16 protein-coding genes are annotated in these 17,574 nt (G+C 65.6%); 12 read left to right on the top strand and 4 right to left on the bottom strand.

The genetic code is table 11. The features are described 5' to 3' along the window. Position 1 precedes the first annotated feature (1 nt). Positions 2-454, bottom strand: coding sequence for a CBS domain-containing protein (locus tag F0185_RS03255; RefSeq protein WP_166874557.1), 453 nt, complete (start codon positions 452-454; stop codon positions 2-4). A 221-nt stretch (positions 455-675) separates the two neighbouring features. Between F0185_RS03255 and F0185_RS03250 the strand changes: the two genes are divergently transcribed. Genes F0185_RS03250 through F0185_RS03240 form a run of 3 tightly spaced genes read left to right on the top strand, consistent with a single transcriptional unit; the run spans position 676 to position 3,122 of the window. After that, positions 676-1,986, top strand: a complete 1,311-nt coding sequence (locus F0185_RS03250; RefSeq protein WP_167221562.1) for an O-acetylhomoserine aminocarboxypropyltransferase — start codon at positions 676-678, stop codon at positions 1,984-1,986. A 1-nt stretch (position 1,987) separates the two neighbouring features. Then, a complete protein-coding gene (locus tag F0185_RS03245; protein ID WP_167221560.1) occupies positions 1,988-2,797 on the top strand; it encodes an alpha/beta fold hydrolase in 810 nt (269 codons plus the stop codon). Between the two features lie 19 nt (positions 2,798-2,816). Beyond that, positions 2,817-3,122, top strand: a complete 306-nt coding sequence (locus F0185_RS03240) for an Mpo1-like protein (protein WP_167221558.1) — start codon at positions 2,817-2,819, stop codon at positions 3,120-3,122. 67 nt (positions 3,123-3,189) lie between these two features. Here the strand turns inward: F0185_RS03240 and F0185_RS03235 are convergent, their stop codons facing one another. Together F0185_RS03235 and F0185_RS03230 are read right to left on the bottom strand one after the other, a co-directional pair. Then, a complete protein-coding gene (locus F0185_RS03235; protein WP_167221556.1) occupies positions 3,190-3,474 on the bottom strand; it encodes a CopG family ribbon-helix-helix protein in 285 nt (94 codons plus the stop codon). A gap of 217 nt (positions 3,475-3,691) precedes the next feature. Further along, positions 3,692-5,092: a YihY family inner membrane protein gene (locus tag F0185_RS03230; RefSeq protein WP_229476709.1), complete on the bottom strand. Its 1,401-nt coding sequence runs from the start codon at positions 5,090-5,092 to the stop codon at positions 3,692-3,694. Positions 5,093-5,166: 74 nt separating this feature from the next. On the opposite strand from F0185_RS03230, the gene wrbA reads away from it, so the two are divergent. From wrbA to F0185_RS03185, 9 genes are all read left to right on the top strand, one after another. Beyond that, entirely contained in the window at positions 5,167-5,790 is a 624-nt protein-coding gene (gene wrbA / locus F0185_RS03225; RefSeq protein ID WP_167221555.1) for an NAD(P)H:quinone oxidoreductase, read from the top strand. Next, positions 5,791-6,195, top strand: coding sequence for a DUF2069 domain-containing protein (locus F0185_RS03220; RefSeq protein WP_166885019.1), 405 nt, complete (start codon positions 5,791-5,793; stop codon positions 6,193-6,195). Continuing rightward, positions 6,192-7,634, top strand: a complete 1,443-nt coding sequence (locus F0185_RS03215) for an FAD-binding oxidoreductase (RefSeq protein ID WP_370663966.1) — start codon at positions 6,192-6,194, stop codon at positions 7,632-7,634. Before F0185_RS03220 ends, F0185_RS03215 begins: the two co-directional genes overlap by 4 nt. Before the next feature lie 14 nt (positions 7,635-7,648). After that, entirely contained in the window at positions 7,649-8,104 is a 456-nt protein-coding gene (locus F0185_RS03210; RefSeq protein WP_167221553.1) for a DUF4124 domain-containing protein, read from the top strand. Beyond that, positions 8,101-10,641: an FtsX-like permease family protein gene (locus F0185_RS03205; RefSeq protein ID WP_167221551.1), complete on the top strand. Its 2,541-nt coding sequence runs from the start codon at positions 8,101-8,103 to the stop codon at positions 10,639-10,641. Before F0185_RS03210 ends, F0185_RS03205 begins: the two co-directional genes overlap by 4 nt. Continuing rightward, complete coding sequence (locus F0185_RS03200) at positions 10,638-11,720, top strand: lipocalin-like domain-containing protein (protein ID WP_167221549.1); 1,083 nt, start codon at positions 10,638-10,640, stop codon at positions 11,718-11,720. Before F0185_RS03205 ends, F0185_RS03200 begins: the two co-directional genes overlap by 4 nt. A gap of 26 nt (positions 11,721-11,746) precedes the next feature. Beyond that, on the top strand, positions 11,747-13,597 hold the full coding sequence (locus tag F0185_RS03195) for an ABC transporter transmembrane domain-containing protein (RefSeq protein WP_167221547.1): 1,851 nt from the start codon (positions 11,747-11,749) through the stop codon (positions 13,595-13,597). Between the two features lie 215 nt (positions 13,598-13,812). Continuing rightward, positions 13,813-14,901 (top strand): threonine aldolase family protein, encoded by a 1,089-nt coding sequence (locus tag F0185_RS03190; protein WP_167222163.1) that lies wholly within the window; start codon positions 13,813-13,815, stop codon positions 14,899-14,901. Positions 14,902-14,922: 21 nt separating this feature from the next. After that, positions 14,923-15,717: a thymidylate synthase gene (locus F0185_RS03185; protein ID WP_167221545.1), complete on the top strand. Its 795-nt coding sequence runs from the start codon at positions 14,923-14,925 to the stop codon at positions 15,715-15,717. Positions 15,718-15,771: 54 nt separating this feature from the next. On the opposite strand, the gene F0185_RS35285 is transcribed toward F0185_RS03185, so the two are convergent. Then, entirely contained in the window at positions 15,772-17,547 is a 1,776-nt protein-coding gene (locus F0185_RS35285; RefSeq protein WP_167221543.1) for a methyl-accepting chemotaxis protein, read from the bottom strand. Positions 17,548-17,574 lie beyond the last annotated feature (27 nt).

Genomic DNA, 17,574 nt, shown 5'->3' with positions numbered 1-17,574 from the left:
ATCAGTCTTCCTGTGCGGTTTCGGCCGGCCAGTCGCGGATGTAGGCCTTGAGCATGCGGTTTTCGAAGCTTTGCGCTTCCAGCACCGCGCGCGCGACGTCGTAGAACGAAATGACGCCGAGCAGGGTCTTGGCGTTCATCACCGGCAGGTAGCGCGCATGCTTTTCGAGCATCATGCGGCGCACTTCATTCACTTCGGTGTCCGGGGTGACGGTGATCGGGTGGTCGTCCATGTGCTTGCGCACCGTGCCCGCGCCGACCGCGCCGTTATTCTTGTGCAGCACCTTGATGACTTCGCGAAACGTCAGCATGCCGACCAGGTCGCCGAATTCCATGACCACCAGCGAACCGATGTCCTTTTCGGCCATGGTGTTGACGGCATCGACGAGCAGCATCTCGGGCGTTGCGGTATAGAGGATGTTGCCCTTCACTTGAAGGATTTCTGAGACTTTCATGGTGGCCGCCTGATCTGGTGAGGTTATAAGGGGATGTCTTTTATAAGCCCTAGCTCCGACTGTAGCGTAAGCTTGGCAAAAAATCCAGCATTGCGATGGATCATGGCACTGGTGACAGCGCCCGATTGGCATTTGCACCATTTTAACGAGCAAACCACGCTTTTGTGCAACGCATGCGTGCTACGATTCGGCCCATCCTTTTTCCATGAGATGAGCCCACCATGAGCGGACCTCAATATCCCGGCTTCGACACCCTGTCGCTGCACGCCGGCGCCGCGCCCGACCCGGCCACCGGCGCGCGCGCCACCCCCGTCTATTTCACCTCCTCGTTCGCGTTCAAGGACTCGGACCACGCGGCCTCGCTGTTCAATATGGAGCGCGCCGGCCATGTGTACTCGCGCATCTCGAACCCCACCAACGCCGTGCTGGAAGAGCGCATCGCCGCGCTCGAAGGCGGCGTGGCCGGCATTGCCACCGCCAGCGGCCAGGCCGCGATGCACCTCGGCCTGGTAACCATCGCCGGGGCCGGCTCGCACATCGTCGCCTCGCGCGCGCTGTACGGCGGCTCGCAGAACCTGCTGGCCTACACCCTCAAGCGCTTCGGCATCGAAACCACCTTCGTCGACCCGCGCGACCATGACGCCTGGCGCGCCGCCATCCGCCCCAACACCAAGGTGCTGTTCGCCGAAACGCTGGGCAATCCGGGGCTCGACGTGCTCGATATCGCCACCGTCTCGGCCATCGCCCACGACCATCACCTGCCGCTGATGATGGATTCGACCTTCACCACGCCGTATTTGCTGCGCCCGTTCGATCACGGCGCCGACCTGGTCTTCCACTCGGCCACCAAGTTCCTGTGCGGGCACGGCACCGCCATCGGCGGCTTGCTGGTCGACGGCGGCACCTTCGACTGGCAGGCCGCGTACGACAAGACCGGGCGCTTCGCCGAATTGTGCGAGCCGTACGAAGGCTTCCACGGCATGGTGTTCGCCGAGGAGTCGACCGTGGCGCCGTTTTCGCTGCGCGCGCGGCGCGAAGGCCTGCGCGATTTCGGCGCGGTGATGAGCCCCCATAACGCGTTCGCGGTCCTGCAGGGCATCGAGACGCTCAGCCTGCGCATGGACCGCCACGTGGCCAACACGCGCAAGGTGGTCGAATTCCTGCTGTCGAACCCCGCGGTGGAATCGGTGTCGTATCCGGAACTGGAGTCGCATCCCGACTATGCGCTGGCCAAGCGCTTGCTGCCCAAGGGTTGCGGCGCGGTGTTCTCGTTCAGTCTTAAAGGCGACCGCGCCGCCGGGCGGCGCTTTGTCGACGCGCTCAAGATCTTCTCGCACCTGGCCAACGTGGGCGACGCCAAGTCGCTGGTGATTCATCCGGCGTCCACCACCCACTTCCGCGTGCCGACCGAACAGCTGGCCGCGTCCGGCATCAAGGAAGGCACCATGCGCCTGTCGATCGGGCTGGAAAACGTGGACGACCTGATCGAAGACCTGGCGCGCGGCCTGAAACTGTCGCAGAAGGGAGCCTGACATGATGTACAACATGCCCGGCGTCGACGCCTACTGCTACACCGGCGGCAAAGCCTTCAACGCGCTTCATCCGACCATCGTCTTCATCCACGGCGCCCAGAACGACCATTCGGTGTGGGCTTTGCAGTCGCGCTATTTTGCGCACCACGGTTTTAATGTGCTGGCGGTCGACCTGCCCGGCCACGGGCGCAGCAAGGGCGCGGCCCTGCACAGCGTTGAAGAGATGGCCGCCTGGCTGCTGGCGGTGCTGGGCGCCGCCGGTGTCGAACGCGCCATCCTGGCCGGCCACAGCATGGGCTCCCTGATCGCGCTCGAAGCGGCGTTCCAGGCGCCGCGCAGGGTGACCCACCTGGCGCTCCTGGGCACCACCTATCCGATGAAGGTGTCCGATGCGCTGCTCGATACGGCCAAGAACAACGAGCAAGCCGCGATCGACATGGTCAACATCTTCTCGCACTCGTCGATGGCGCAAAAACCCTCCTGCCCTGGGCCGGGGTTTTACACGATGGGCGGCGCGCGCCGGCTGATGCAGCGCATGTCGGCCATCAATCCGGACCAACTGTTCTACACCGATTTTTACGCCTGCAATGCGTACGCCAACGGCCAGGTCGCGGCGGAAGCGGTGAGCTGCCCCACCCTGTTCATTTTCGGCAGCAAGGACATGATGACGCCGCCGCGTTCGACCAAGGTGCTGACGTCCGCCATCAAGCATGGCAAGATCGTCCAGGTCGATGCCGGGCACCAGCTGATGGCCGAACAGCCGGACGCCGTGCTGGACGCGCTGTTCGGGTTCGCCACCGAACCGGCATAGCGGGCGTCAGGAGAGCCGCATGTCGACCCGCCACGCCAGCTTCGCCGAGTTTTATCCTTACTACCTGACGCAGCATGCGAACATGCTGTGCCGGCGGGCGCATTTTATCGGCAGCTCATCGGCGCTTGGGGCGCTGGCGCAGTATGTAGTGAGCATGAATGCCTGGTGGATCGTGGCGGCGCTGGTCTCGGGCTACGGTGGCGCGTGGGTCGGGCACTTTTTCTATGAAAAGAACCGGCCGGCCTCGTTTTCGCGACCGCTGTATTCGTTCATGGGCGATTGGGTGATGTACTGGCAGATGCTGACGGGCAAGCTGAGCTGGTAGGCCTGCATCTTCCCACGTTTTAGCACGCGAAGCCGTTTTGTGCGCCTGACGACATCAGCAATCATTGTCACTTGTGGCACTCCGGTGCGGGAAGCTCGTTTTCATCTCCCCACGTCTCAAGCCATGCTATGACTTCATCACCAGTAAGGTGCAACCCGGTTGCCTGATACTCATTCCATGCGTCAAGGGATTTCTGTCGCGAAACTTCGCTCTTTTCCTCGCGTTCAAGATACTGCACGATCGCTTCGTTCATCATCGCGCGCGGCGACAGTTGGCGCACTTCAGCCAAGCGATCGAGGCGGCGCTGGGTTTCGCGATCAAGTTCAAGTGCCAACGAAGTGAGGTCGGACACGGCGAACTCCAGAAATATGTACTTCGGTATAGGATTAACTATCGCGCGACGTCGCCATTAACTCCGGCGCGCATGATCAACACAAGCTTCCTTGTTAGAGCCCCAGTTACTCAACAAGTTCCCTGAACGGCGCGAAGATCGGCCGCTTGCCTACGCCAATTCCGGGCAGCACATCATGCGGGCCCTTAACTATCGGCAAAAAACAAGCAGGACCTGCTCACGCGCGCGCCGCCGGCAAGCGTGGTGCCGCAAAATGCTGCGCCAGGGTCTGGTTCAAGCCTTCCTCGACCGCCAACTCGACCTGGCGCGCCAGCGCGCTGCCGTCGAGCGTCAGCGGTGAGTTCTTGTCGAGCTCGTATTCTTTATCGACATCGATGGCCACGGCCGCGTCGATCGCGGTGCGCCCGAACACGAACAGGCGGTACACGTCCGACAGTTTGAGCTTGTCCACATTGACCAGCAACACCCAGTTCTCGGCGCTCTCGATGGCGCGCTTGCCCCAGCGCGAACGCGTGGTCACGTCGGCCTGCACCCGGCCGACCCAGCCCACGGCCAGCATCTGTTCGAGCAAGGTGGTCATTTCATCGTAGCCGATGCGGGTGTGGGCGCGAATCGCCGCGCTCGACACCAGCGCCGTGTCGCTCAACTGGGCGCGTCCGTACAGGACTTTCAAGATCGCCATGGCGTCGACGAACTCCCCGCCCGGCGCCGGCTCGTACCACCAGCGTTCGTACTTGACGACCGGCAGCGCCGCCGTGATGATCGCGCCGACCAGGGTAATCATCCACGACAGGTAAATCCAGAGCAAAAACAGCGGCAGCGCCGCCAGCGCCCCGTAAATGATCGCGTAGGTCGGAAACTGGCTGACGAACATGGCGAACAGGCGCTTGGCGACCTCGAAGGCGACCGCCGCCACCAGGCCGCCCCAGACGGCGTCGCGCCAGTCGACGAAGCGGTTCGGCACCGTCATATATAACAGCGTGTAGGCGCCGGTGGTCAGCCCGACCGAGGCGACCGTGTAAAACAGGGCACTGAAGAACGGCGAAGCGTCGGTCAGCGCGCTGGTGGCCCTGAACAGTTGCGAAGTGGCCGTCAGCGACAAGCCGAACAGCAGCGGCCCGAGCGTGACCAGCGCCCAGTAAATGGTGACGCGCTGGGCGATCGGGCGTACTTCGCGCACGCGCCAGATCTGATTGAAGGCGCGCTCAATCATGTTCATCATCGCCGCCGAGGTGAACACCAGCGCGACCGCGCCGACCGCCGACAGGCTCTTGGCCTTGCTGGCGAACTGGGTCAGGTTGCCGGTGATGGTGTTGGCGATGGCCTTGGGCATCAGGGTCTGGACAAAATACGCTTCCAATGCAACCCGAAAATTGCTAAATACCGGAAAGGTCGTGAAAATGGCCAGCACGATGGTCAACAGCGGCACCAGCGCGAGGGTGCTGGTGAACGTGAGGCTGCCTGCCACCTGCGGCAATTTCTCTTCGTTCAGGCGGCGCCGGGCGAAGCGCAGCAGGTCGCGCACTTCGCTCCAGGTCAGGCCGCGTACCATGTCGACGCTGGTATTGATCATTTCGCTGGTGGACCGGGAAATCGAATGGACTGTTTTTGAAAGCATGTATCTCGATAAACGCGTGAAAAACGCGCCGGCTGCGCCGATGTAACCCTGTAAAGCGCCCTATAATACCAACGATGAACCAAACCAATCCGATTATTCTCGTTTTGTACTACTCGCGCCATGGCGCCACGCGCAAGCTGGCCGAAATGATTGCCCAGGGCATCGAGAGCGTGCCCGGGGTCGATGCGCGCCTGCGCACCGTGCCCGCCGTCTCCAGCGTGGCCGAAGCGACCGCGCCGGCCATTCCGGCGGCCGGCGCGCCCTACGTGGAAGCGCAGGACCTGGCCGAGTGCGCCGGCCTGGCGCTGGGCTCGCCCACGCGCTTCGGCAACATGGCCGCCAGCCTCAAATATTTTCTGGACGGCACGGCGGCCGAATGGCTGGCCGGCACCCTGTCGGGCAAGCCGGCGGTGGTCTTCACGTCCACAGGCAGCCTGCACGGCGGCCAGGAATCGACCCTGCTGTCGATGATGATCCCGCTGCTGCACCACGGTATGATGATCATGGGACTGCCTTACAGCAATCCTGAACTGATGACCACCACCAGCGGCGGCACGCCTTACGGCCCGACCCACTGGGCCGGCGTGGACGGCGACAAGCCGGTCAGCGACGATGAAAAACGCCTGGCCGTGGCCATGGGCCGGCGCCTGGCGGAAACCGCCGCGCGCCTGCACGGCGCGCGGCAGGGAGCTAACTAAATGCAGCCACCAAAGTACTTTCACATCGGCGCCATCGCCAGCCTGGTGATCCTGATCGCCTGGCTGCTGGCCTGGGAAACCGTGGTCGCGCCATTGCGCCCCGGCAGCTGGATCCTCTCGCTCAAGGTCTTGCCCCTGCTGATCCCCCTGGGCGGGGTAATCAAGCGCGACATTTATACCCTGCAATGGTCGTCGATGGTGATCTTGCTCTACTTCACCGAAGGCGTGGTGCGCGCCTGGAGCGACAAGCTGGAAGTGTCGCGCTTCATGGCGATGGGCGAAATCGCGCTCGTCTTCATCTATTTCGCCTGCGCGCTGCTGTACCTGCGCCCGTATAAAAAAGCCGCGAAGAAAATGGCCAAGGAATTGCTGGAGAAAGTCAACTCCACCAAGTCGACCAAGTGAGCGAGCCGAACGCATTGCCTGGAGCCGCCCCCGGCGCCGGCTTCCTCGAGCGCTGCCGCGCCATCGCCGGCGCGGCCCACGTGCTCACCGGCGAGGCCGACATGGCGCCCTTTCTCACCGACTGGCGCGGACGCTTCACCGGGCGCGCGCTGGCGGTGCTGCGCCCGGCCGACCCGGAGCAGGTGGCGCAACTGGTGCGAGCCTGCGCCGCGCACCGCGTGCCGCTGGTGCCCCAGGGCGGCAAGACCGGCCTGGTGCTCGGCAGCGTGCCGGACGCGAGCGGCAGCGCCGTGGTGCTGTCGCTGGCGCGCCTGAACCGGGTGCGCGCGCTCGACGCGCTCAACCGCACCATTACGGTCGACGCCGGCTGCATCTTGCAAACGATCCAGGAAGCGGCCGCCGCCGAGGGTTGCCTGTTTCCCCTGTCGCTCGCGGCCGAAGGCAGTTGCAGCATCGGCGGCAACCTGTCGACCAATGCCGGCGGCACCGCCGTGCTGCGTTACGGCAACACACGCGAGCTCTGCCTGGGGCTGGAAGTGGTCACGCCCCAGGGCGAACTCTGGAACGGCCTGCGCGCCCTGCGCAAGGACAACACCGGCTACGACCTGCGCGACCTGTTCATCGGCGCCGAAGGCACGCTTGGCGTGATCACCGGCGCGGTCCTGCGCCTGTTTCCGCAGCCAAAGGCATCGATCACGGCGCTGGTGGCCATCGCCGCGCCACGCCAGGCGCTCGACCTGCTGCGCCTGGCCCAGGACCGCTGCGGCGCCAGCCTGACCGGCTTCGAGCTGATGTCCGACTTTTGCCTGCGCCTGGTGGGCACGCATTTTCCCAGCCTGGCGCAGCCCTTCGTGACGCGCCATCCCCAGTACGTGCTGCTGGAACTGTCGAGCAGCGAATCGGAACAGCACGCGGTCGGCTTGCTCGAACAAACCATCGCCGACGCGATTGCCCAGGATATTGCCGACGACGCCGTCGTGGCCACCTCGGTCGGCCAGTCGCTGGCCCTGTGGCAATTGCGCGAACACATTCCGCTGGCGCAAGCGGCGGCCGGCAAGAACATCAAGCACGATATTGCCCTGCCGGTCTCGCGCATCGCCGACTTCATCGACAGCACCGACGCCCTGGTGCTGGCGGCCTACCCCGGCTGCCAGCTGGTCTGTTTCGGCCACGTGGGCGACGGCAACCTGCACTACAACGTGGCGCCGCCGCCGGGCGCCGCGCACGAGGATTTTTTGGTCAACCAGGAAGCCATCAACCGCATCGTCCACGACAGCGTGGCCGCGCATGCCGGCTCGATTTCGGCCGAGCACGGCATCGGCGCCCTCAAACGAGACGAGCTCAAGCGATATAAACCGGAGGTTGAACTGAACATGATGCGTGCCGTCAAAGCGGCGCTGGACCCGCTCGGCATTATGAATCCAGGAAAAATCCTTTGACCCGGAGCCCCATCATGTTACGACACCTGACCATCCTGGGCCTGCTGGCCTTGTGCGGCGCTGCCCATGCCGACAGCATCTACAAATGCAGCGTCGGCGGCAAGATCACCTACAGCAGCGCGCCCTGCACCGCCGGCCGCGCCACCGAGCTCGAAACCACGCCGCCAGCGACGGGCGCCCAGGCCGATGCCGCCAGCACCCTGGAGCGGCAAAAGGCCGTGCTGGCGGCGCGGGACAAAGAGCGCACCGCCAGCACGGCCAGGCAGACCCAGGCCGCGCACGACGCCGCCCACATCAACCGCGTCTCCGCCGGGCGCCAGGCGGAGTGCGCCCGCATGCAGCAACGACAGAAAAAAGACCAAAAGCGCCTGGCCGCCGAAGCGGCCAAGGTCGGCGGACAAGGCAAGATCGAACGCGACCTCGACGCCGAGGTCATGGCGCGGGCGGTGGAAGCGGCGTGCAGCCGATGAAGACACTGTCACGCTGGCTCCTGTTCGGCGAATGGCGCGCCCACCCGGTGCGCGCTCTGCTCGCGGTGGCCGCAATCGCGGTCGGCGTGGCGATGGGCTTTGCCATCCACCTGATCAACGCCTCCGCCTTCAATGAATTTTCGGCGGCGGTCAAGAGCCTGTCGGGCCAGGCCGACATCCAGGTCGCGGCGCGCGACACCGGCTTCGACGAAGCGATTTACCCGCGCCTGGCCCAGCACCGCTCGGTGGCGGTGGCCTCCCCGGTGCTGTCCCTCAACGCCGGCGTGCCGGGCGAGCAGGGCAACCTGAAAATCATCGGCCTGGACGCCTTTCGCGCCGGTTTTGTCTCGCCCGGCCTGTTGGCCGCCACCGACGGCGAAAATATGCTCGACATGATGGCCGACGACGCCGTGTTCCTGTCGCCGGCGGCCATGAGCTGGCTCAAGACGCAGCGCGGCGGCGCCGTGCAACTGCGCTCGGGCACGCGCGACTTTTCCCTGCGCGTGGCCGGCGGCCTGCAACAAGCGCGCCCCGGTCAGCGCATCGGCGTGATGGACATCGGCGCGGCCCAATGGCGCTTCGACAAAATCGGCACGCTCACCCGGATCGACCTGCGCCTGCGCGATGGCGTCGACCGCGCCGGCTTTGCGCGCGAACTGGCGCAGGAACTCGAACGCGATTTTCCGGGGCGCTTCAACGTCGGCCAGCCGAATGACGAAGACGCCGAAAGCCGCAACCAGGGCATGAGCCGGGCCTACCGCGTCAACCTCACGGTGCTGGCGCTGGTGGCCTTGTTTACCGGCGCCTTCCTGGTGTTTTCCACCCAGGCGCTGTCGGTGATCCGGCGCCGCAGCCAGTTCGCGCTGCTGCGCGTGCTCGGCGTCGAACGCGGCCAGCTGCTGCGCCAGGTAATGCTCGAAGGCGCCAGCCTGGGCGTGCTCGGCGCCCTGCTCGGCATCGGCGCCGGCTACGCGCTGGCGGCGGCCGCACTGCATTTCTTCGGCGGCGACCTGGGGGCCGGCTACTTTGCCGGCGCGCGCCCGGCGGTCCACTTCACGCCGGTGGCGGCCGTGGTCTTCTTCACCCTGGGACTGGGCGTAGCCTTGCTTGGCTGCCTGGCGCCCGCCTGGGAAGCCTCGCGCGCGGTGCTGGCCGTGGCGCTCAAGTCCGGCGCCGACGAAGTCGCGCTGGCGCGCCTTGCGCGCGTCTGGCCATCGGCGCTGTGCATCGTTGCGGCATGCGCGCTGGCGTTCGCGCCGCCGGTATTCGAACTGCCGCTGTTCGGCTACGTCGCCATCGGCCTGCTGCTGATCGGCGGGATCGGCCTGATGCCGCGCCTGGCCGCCTCGCTGTTCGGACTGGTCAACCGCGTGGCGATGCGCCGCAACACGCGCCATCCGGTGCTCGCGCTGACCATGGCGCGCCTGGCCAACGCCTCCGGCCAGGCCGCCATTGCGCTGGGCGGCGTGCTGTCGAGTTTCAGCCTGATGGTGGCGATGGCGATCATGGTATCGAGCTTTCGCGTCTCGCTCGACGACTGGCTGGTGCAACTGCTGCCGGCCGACCTGTATGTGCGCATCGCCAGCGGCGGCAGCGCCGGCGGGCTCGGCCCCCCGCAGCAGGCCGCGCTGGCCGCCCTGCCGGGCGCGGCGCGGGTCGATTTTATGCGTTCGCGCCAGATCTCGCTCGACCCGGCGCGGCCCGACGTGCTGCTCATGGCGCGCAACATCGACGCGGCCGACCCTGGCCGCATGCTCCTGCTGCGCGGCGCAACCGTACCGGCGCCGGCCGGCGCGGCGCCGGTCTGGGTGTCGGAAGCGATGGTCGACCTGTATGGCGTGCGCGCCGGGGGCACGCTACGCATGCCGCTCGGCGGCCAGCTGCGCGATTTTTTTGTTGCCGGCGTGTGGCGCGACTACGCAACCCAAGCCGGCTCGGTGCAAATGCGCCTGCCGGACTACCGGCGCCTCACCGGCGACACGCAAGTAAACGACTCCGCCATGTGGGCCAGGCAGGGCGTCACGGCCGACCAGATGGAACAGCAGATACGCGCCCTGCCCTTCGGCCGCACGCTGTTTTTCGCCAAACCGGGCGACATCCGTGCGCTCAGCATGACCATTTTCGACCGCAGCTTCGCCGTCACCTACGTGCTCGAAGCGATCGCCATCGCCATCGGCCTGGCCGGGGTGGCGGCGACCTTCTCGGCCCAGACCCTGGCGCGCGCCAAGGAATTCGGCATGCTGCGCCACGTGGGCGTGACGCGCGGGCAGATCCTGCGCATCCTCGCGCTCGAAGGCGGCGCCCTGACCGCGCTCGGCGTGGCCTGCGGCTTCGTCCTCGGCCTCATCATCAGCACCATCCTGGTCTACGTGGTCAACCCGCAGTCGTTCCACTGGTCGATGCAGCTGCACGTGCCCTGGCCGCTGGTGGCCGGCGTGGCCGCCGTGCTGTTGATCGCGTCGGTGGTCACAGCGCTGGTGTCGGGGCGCTATGCGCTCTCGGGCGGACCTATTCGAGCAGTCAGGGAGGACTGGTGAAACGATTCGGATTCAGATTCATTCTTGCGCTGCTGCTGGCGGCGGCGCAGGCCGGGCACGCGGCGCCGCCGGTGTTCGGCACGGTCGCGCCCGGCAAAGCACTGTCGTTCCCGGCGGACTACGGCGCCCATCCAGACTACCTCACCGAATGGTGGTACGTCACGGGCTGGCTCACGACCGCCGACGGCAAGCCGCTCGGCTTCCAGGTCACCTTCTTCAGGCGCGCCACCGGGCATGACCGCGCCAATCCGAGCGCGTTCGCGCCCAGGCAACTGGTAATCGGGCACGCCGCGCTGTCCGACCCGGCGCTCGGCAAGCTGGCGCACGACCAGCGCACCGTACGCGAAGGCTTCGGCCTGGCATACGCCAAAACCGGCACCACCGACCTCAAACTGGACGACTGGCGCATGGTGCGCGGGGCCGACGGCGCCTACCAGGTCACCATCGTCTCGCCGAAGCTGAACCTGAACCTGACCTTGGCGCCGACCCAGCCGGTCCTGCCGCAAGGCGAAAACGGCTACTCGCGCAAAAGCGCGCAAGGCCGGCATGCGAGCTACTACTACAGCGAGCCGCAACTGAAGGTAAGCGGCAGCGCCGCCGCCGGCAACGGGGCCGCGCGCACGGTCGAAGGGCGCGCCTGGCTCGATCACGAATGGTCGACCGAAGCGCTGCCGCCCGATACCCAGGGCTGGAACTGGGTCGGCGCCAACCTCGATGACGGCTCGGCGCTGATGGCTTTCCAGATCCGCGGCAAACAAGGTGGTAAACTATGGGCGCACGCGACGCTGCGCGATGCGGCCGGCAAAGTGACCCAATACGCCCCCGACGACGTGGTATTTACGCCGCAGGTCCACTGGACGTCGCCGCGCACGAAGGCCGTCTACCCGGTGGCGACGACAATCACCACCGGCGCCACGCAATGGCAGATCACCCCCCTGCAGCCGGACCAGGAACTCGATTCGCGGCGCTCGACCGGCGCCGTGTACTGGGAAGGCGCGGTGACGATCAAGCGCGACGGCGCGCAAGCCGGCCATGGCTACCTTGAAATGACCGGTTACGACCGTGCGATGAAATTTTAAAAAACGAACACTGAAGCACTGACACAATGACCAACAGCTCCACCAGCAGCGCCCCAAGCAGCAGTTCCAGCACCAACGCGTCCGACACCAACCGCAAAGGAAGTCTCGCCGCGTTCAAGGGCCTGTTCCCGTTCCTGCGGCCGTACCGCCGCCAGTTCCTGATGGCCGGCATCGCGCTGGTGGTCGCCGCCGGCGCCACGCTGGCGATTCCGGCCGCCTTCAAGCAGATGATCGACCTCGGTTTCGGCGCCTCGGCCGGGGCCAGGAGCATCCGCCATGTCGACGCCACCTTTCTCGCCCTGTTCGGCGTCGCCTCGCTGCTGGCCGTGGCCACCGCCGCGCGCTTTTTCACCGTCAGCTGGCTGGGCGAGCGGGTCACCGCCGACATCCGCAGCGCCGTCTACCAGCACGTGGTGGACCAGAGCCCCGAGTTTTTCGAAACCACGCAAACCGGCGAAGTCCTCTCGCGCATCACCACCGACACCACCCTGATCCAGGCGGTGGTCGGCACCAGCATCTCGATGGCACTGCGTAACGTGCTGCTGTTCTTGGGCGGCCTGGTGATGCTGTTCGTCACCAGCGTCAAGCTCTCCTCCATCATCCTGGCGCTGCTGGTGGCGGTGATCGTGCCGATCGTGCTGTTCGGGCGGCGCGTGCGCAAGCTCTCGCGCGACTCGCAAGACCGCATCGCCGACGCCTCCGCCATGGCCGGCGAAATCCTCAACGCCATGCCGACCGTGCAAGCCTTCACGCACGAAAAAATCGAATCGGCGCGCTTCGGCAAGTCGGTCGAAGGCGCCTTTGCGACCGCCATGCGGCGCATCCGCGCGCGCGCGCTGCTGACGATGCTCGCCATCGTGCTGGTGTTCGGCACCATCGTGTTCGTGCTGTGGCTGGGCGCGCACGCCGTATTGGAAGGGACCATGACCGGCGGCGACCTTGGCCAGTTCATTTTGTACGCCTCGATCGTGGCCGGCTCGATCGGCGCGCTGTCGGAAGTGATGGGCGAAGCGCAGCGCGCCGCCGGCGCCACCGAACGCCTGCTCGAACTGCTGTCGGTGCAATCGTCGATCCAGAACCCGGCCAAGCCGGTCGCCCTGCCCGCGCGCACCGCCACCGGGGCCGCGCTGGCCTTAAACGACGTCACCTTCTCGTACCCATCGCGGCTTGAGACGGCGGCGCTGGGGCACCTGACACTGTCGATCGCGCCTGGCGAAACGGTGGCCGTGGTCGGCCCCTCGGGGGCTGGCAAGACCACCCTGTTCCAGCTGTTCCTGCGCTTTTACGACCCGCAAAGCGGCACCATCACCTTGGATGGCGTCGACATCAAGCGGCTCGACCTGCACACCCTGCGCGACGCCATCGGCATCGTCCCGCAAGACACGGTGATTTTCTCGGCCGACGCCATGGAAAACATCCGTTACGGGCGCGCCGGCGCCAGCGACGCCGAAGTGATCGCCGCCGCGCGCATGGCGGCCGCCCACGAATTCATCGAACGCCTGCCGCAGGGGTACAAATCGTTCCTGGGCGAGCGCGGGGTACGGCTCTCGGGCGGGCAGCGGCAACGGATCGCGATTGCGCGCGCGCTGCTGAAAAACCCGCCGCTGCTGCTGCTCGACGAAGCGACCAGCGCGCTGGACGCCGAATCGGAGCGGCTGGTGCAAAGTGCGCTGGAAGCGGCGATGGTCGGGCGCACCACGGTCATCATCGCGCACCGGCTGGCGACGGTGCAGCGGGCCGACCGCATCATCGTGATGGAAGACGGCCGGATCGTCGAAACCGGCACGCACGCCTCGCTGGTCGCGCTGGGCGGCATCTACGCCAACCTCGCCGCCCTGCAGTTCCACAACATCCACATCGCCCACGAAGCGGCCTGAACCCCCAAACCGGGGTCTGACCTCTGATTCGAAACTTTTAACATTTTTGTTGCAAAACCGGGGACAGACCCGGGTTTTGCGACGATAGCACCAACCAAGTCGACGCATTGAGGCGGCATGTCGGGCATCGCAGCGCGCTGCCGGCTACCGGTTTAACAATGTTTCGAATCAGAGGTCAGACCCCGGTTGGGAGATAGTTGCTCAAGGAGATCGTGGTGACGGATGCCGAGTTGTTTCAACAGTGTCATACGGTGCTGCCGGGCCATCGGGCGCGCACGCCGGCGCAGATGTTCGCCGCCATGGCCGCGTGGTGCGAAGATAATCGCGTCGCCCATGACGTCTACGGCAACGGCGCCCTGATCGAGGAGTTCGAGCAGAAAATCGCCGACTTGCTCGGCTTCGAGGCGGCCGTGTTCTGCATCAGCGGCACCATGGCCCAGGTGACCGCGCTGCGCCTGGCCTGCGAGGACCGCGCCAGCACCCTTGTGGCACTCCATCCGACGTCGCACATCATCGTCCACGAAAAATCGAACTACCAGTTGCTCGGCCACTTCCACGCGCTGCAGGCGGGCGACCGGCACCGCCCCTGGTCGAGCGACGACTTGCGCGCCATTCCCGATAAACTCGGCGCCGTCGCCATCGAAATTCCCATGCGCGAAATCGGCGGACAAAACCCGCCGTGGGAGGAACTCGAAGCGATCAAGGCCCACTGCCGCACCCGCAACGCGCACCTGCACATGGATGGCGCGCGCCTGTGGGAAGCGGCCGCCGGCTACAAGCGCCCGCTGCGCGAGATCGCCGCCGGCTTCGATTCGGTATATGTGTCGCTGTACAAGGGCATCGGCGGGCTCGGTGGCGCCATGCTGGCCGGGCGCCGCGCGTTCGTCGAACGCGCCGCCGAGTGGTTCCGCCGCGAAGGCGGCAATGTGATTCACCGCTCGCCCTACGTGGTGGCGGCGGCGATGCAGTTCGACGCGCGCCTGGCCGCCATGCCGCATTACTTCCGCCGCACCGAGTGGCTCTATGAGGTGCTGCGCGACTTTCCGGCGATCCGCGTCAATCCGGCGCGCCCGCAGGCGAACATGCTGCACCTGCACCTGCCGGTCGCGCGCGAGCGCGCTTTGGCGATCCGCGACCGCATCGCGCACGAGCACAAGATATGGCTGTTCGGCCGCGCCGCCCACGGCGCGCTGGGCGACACCTGCGTGGTCGAACTGTACGTCGGCGAGAACCTCGCCGCCCTGCCCGACCAGCGCGTGCGCGACAGCGTCGAACTGCTGGCCCGGGCCATGGCCGGACCGTGAGGTATAATCAGCGATTTAGCCATGCGCCAATACCTCGACTTCATGCGCCATGTGAAAGACCATGGCACCGAAAAAACCGACCGCACCGGCACCGGTACGCGCTCCGTCTTCGGCCATCAGATGCGCTTCAACCTGCAAGATGGTTTCCCGCTGGTGACCACCAAGAAAGTCCATCTCAAGTCCATCATCCATGAATTGATCTGGTTCCTGGCCGGCTCCACCAATATCGGCTACCTCAAGGACAACGGCGTCAGTATCTGGGATGACTGGGCCGACGCCAATGGCGACCTCGGTCCGATCTACGGCTACCAGTGGCGCAGTTGGCCAACGCCGGGCGGCGCCCATATCGACCAGATCTCGCAGGTGATGGAGCAGATCAGGAATAATCCCGACTCGCGCCGCATGATCGTCTCGGCCTGGAACGTGGCCGATATCCCGAACATGAAGCTGCCCCCGTGCCACGCGCTGTTCCAGTTCTATGTGGCCGACGGCAAGCTGTCCTGCCAGCTGTACCAGCGCAGCGCCGACATTTTCCTGGGCGTGCCATTCAATATCGCCTCGTATGCGATCCTGACCCACATGATGGCCCAGCAGGCCGGCCTGGAAGTGGGCGACTTCGTCTGGACCGGCGGCGACTGCCACCTGTATTCGAACCACATGGAGCAGGTCGACCTGCAGCTTGCGCGCGAGCCGTTCGCGCTCCCGCGCCTGCTCATCAAGCGCAAACCCGACTCGCTGTTCGACTACAAATTCGAGGACTTCGAGGTCGAGGGCTACCAGTCGCACCCGCACATCAAGGCGCCGGTCGCGGTGTAAGGTCGCGGTATAAATACACGCCCGCGGCCCGGCGCCGCGGGCGCTCTACCTGACTTAAAACTCTTCCCAATCGGCTTCGACGGCGGTGCTGGCGGGGCGCCTCGCGGCGGACGCCTTGGGTGCGGCCGCCTTGGGTGCGCCCGCATTCTGTGCGGCGGCCCTGGGCGCCGCCGCTTGCGCTTTGCCCGCCAGGCGCGGGGCCGCCGACGCGGGTTTGCGCGCAGGCGCCTTGCGCACCTCCTGCGGCGTGCGCGCCGGCGCACCATCGACCTTGAACACGCTGACCACCTGCGTCAGCGCGCCGGCCTGCTCGCGCAGCAGGCCGGCCGCCGCCGCCGCTTCCTCGACCAGGCCCACGTTTTGCTGGGTGATCGAATCCATCTGCCCGACCGCTTCGTTGATCTGGTCGATGCCGGCGGTCTGCTCGGCGCTGGCGGTGGTGATTTCGCCCATGATGTCGGTCACGCGGGCGATGCTGGTGACGATTTCCTGCATCGTCACGCCAGCCTGGTCGACCAGCTTGGCGCCGCTGTCGACTTTATCGACCGAGTCGCCGATCAACTGCTTGATTTCCTTGGCGGCGCCGGCCGAACGCTGCGCCAGGTTGCGCACTTCGGACGCCACTACCGCAAAGCCACGTCCCTGTTCGCCGGCGCGCGCCGCTTCCACCGCCGCGTTGAGCGCGAGGATGTTGGTCTGGAAGGCGATGCCGTCGATGACGGCGATAATGTCGACGATCTTTTTGGACGAGGCGTTGATCGAACCCATGGTCTCGACCACCTGCGCCACCACCACGCCGCCCTTGGTGGCCACTTCCGACGCCGACAGCGCCAGTACATTGGCCTGGCGCGCATTGTCGGCGTTCTGGCGCACGGTGGAAGTGAGTTCTTCCATCGACGCGGCGGTCTGCTCGAGCGAACTGGCCTGCGAGCTGGTGCGGTCCGACAGGTCGGTATTGCCCGCCGCGATTTCGTTCGAGGCGCTCGAAATGGTGTCGGTGCTGCTGCGAACTTCCGAGACGATGCTGGCCAGGTTGGCTTTCATCTTGTCCAGCGCGCCAAGCAAGGCGCCGATTTCATTGCGTCCGTGCTTGCCGATTTTTCCGGTCAGGTCGCCATCGGCCACGCGCACCGCGATCTGCATGGCTTCTTCGAGCGGCGCGGAGATGGCGCGCAGCAGCGCCCAGCCTACCGCGAGCCCGAGCACCACGCCAACAAACAACACCACCATCATGGCGTAGCCGATTTCCTTGAGTTCTTCCTTGACGCGCAATTCGTCGCTGTTCACGCGCGTGGCGATGGCTTCCTTCATGCGCTCCATCGCCGCGTCGCCCACACGGTAGGTCGGGTTGATTTTCTTGATCAGCACATGTTCGGCGTCGTCCCATTTTCCGGCCTTGATCAGGGCCGCCGTGCTGCGGATATGTTCCAGGCCCAGCCCCTCGCTTTTGGCAAACCACTCCTCGGCCAGGCGCTTTTCTTCAGGCGATTTGATGGCGGCCATGTACTCCTTCCAGCGCTTGGTGGCGCGTTCGGCGATGGCCTCGATCTGGTCGAAATGCACGGTCAGCGCATGGTCGTGCAACTGCGACGAGGGCAGCACCGGATTGTGCTGGAGCGCCTGCAGGATCTGGCTGCGATTGAGTTCCATCTCCAGCCGGCTGGCCGCCTGCACCGAGCTGTTTTTATAGTCTTCAAGCGTGACGTCGCGAATCAGGGAGACCGAATGGCTTGCGCCAAAAATTCCCATGGCGCCAACCGCCACCAGCAGCGCGATCAGGAAGCCGAGAACCCCGGTGACGAGGCTTTTGATGCTGATGTTGTCGAACATTCGAATACTCCTTGGATTACTGTTCTT

The organism is Massilia rubra, assembly GCF_011682065.1.
Taxonomy (GTDB): domain Bacteria; phylum Pseudomonadota; class Gammaproteobacteria; order Burkholderiales; family Burkholderiaceae_D; genus Telluria_A; species Telluria_A rubra.
Note: the sequence above shows the minus strand (reverse complement) of the source record. Positions and strands in the feature narration are given on the sequence as shown.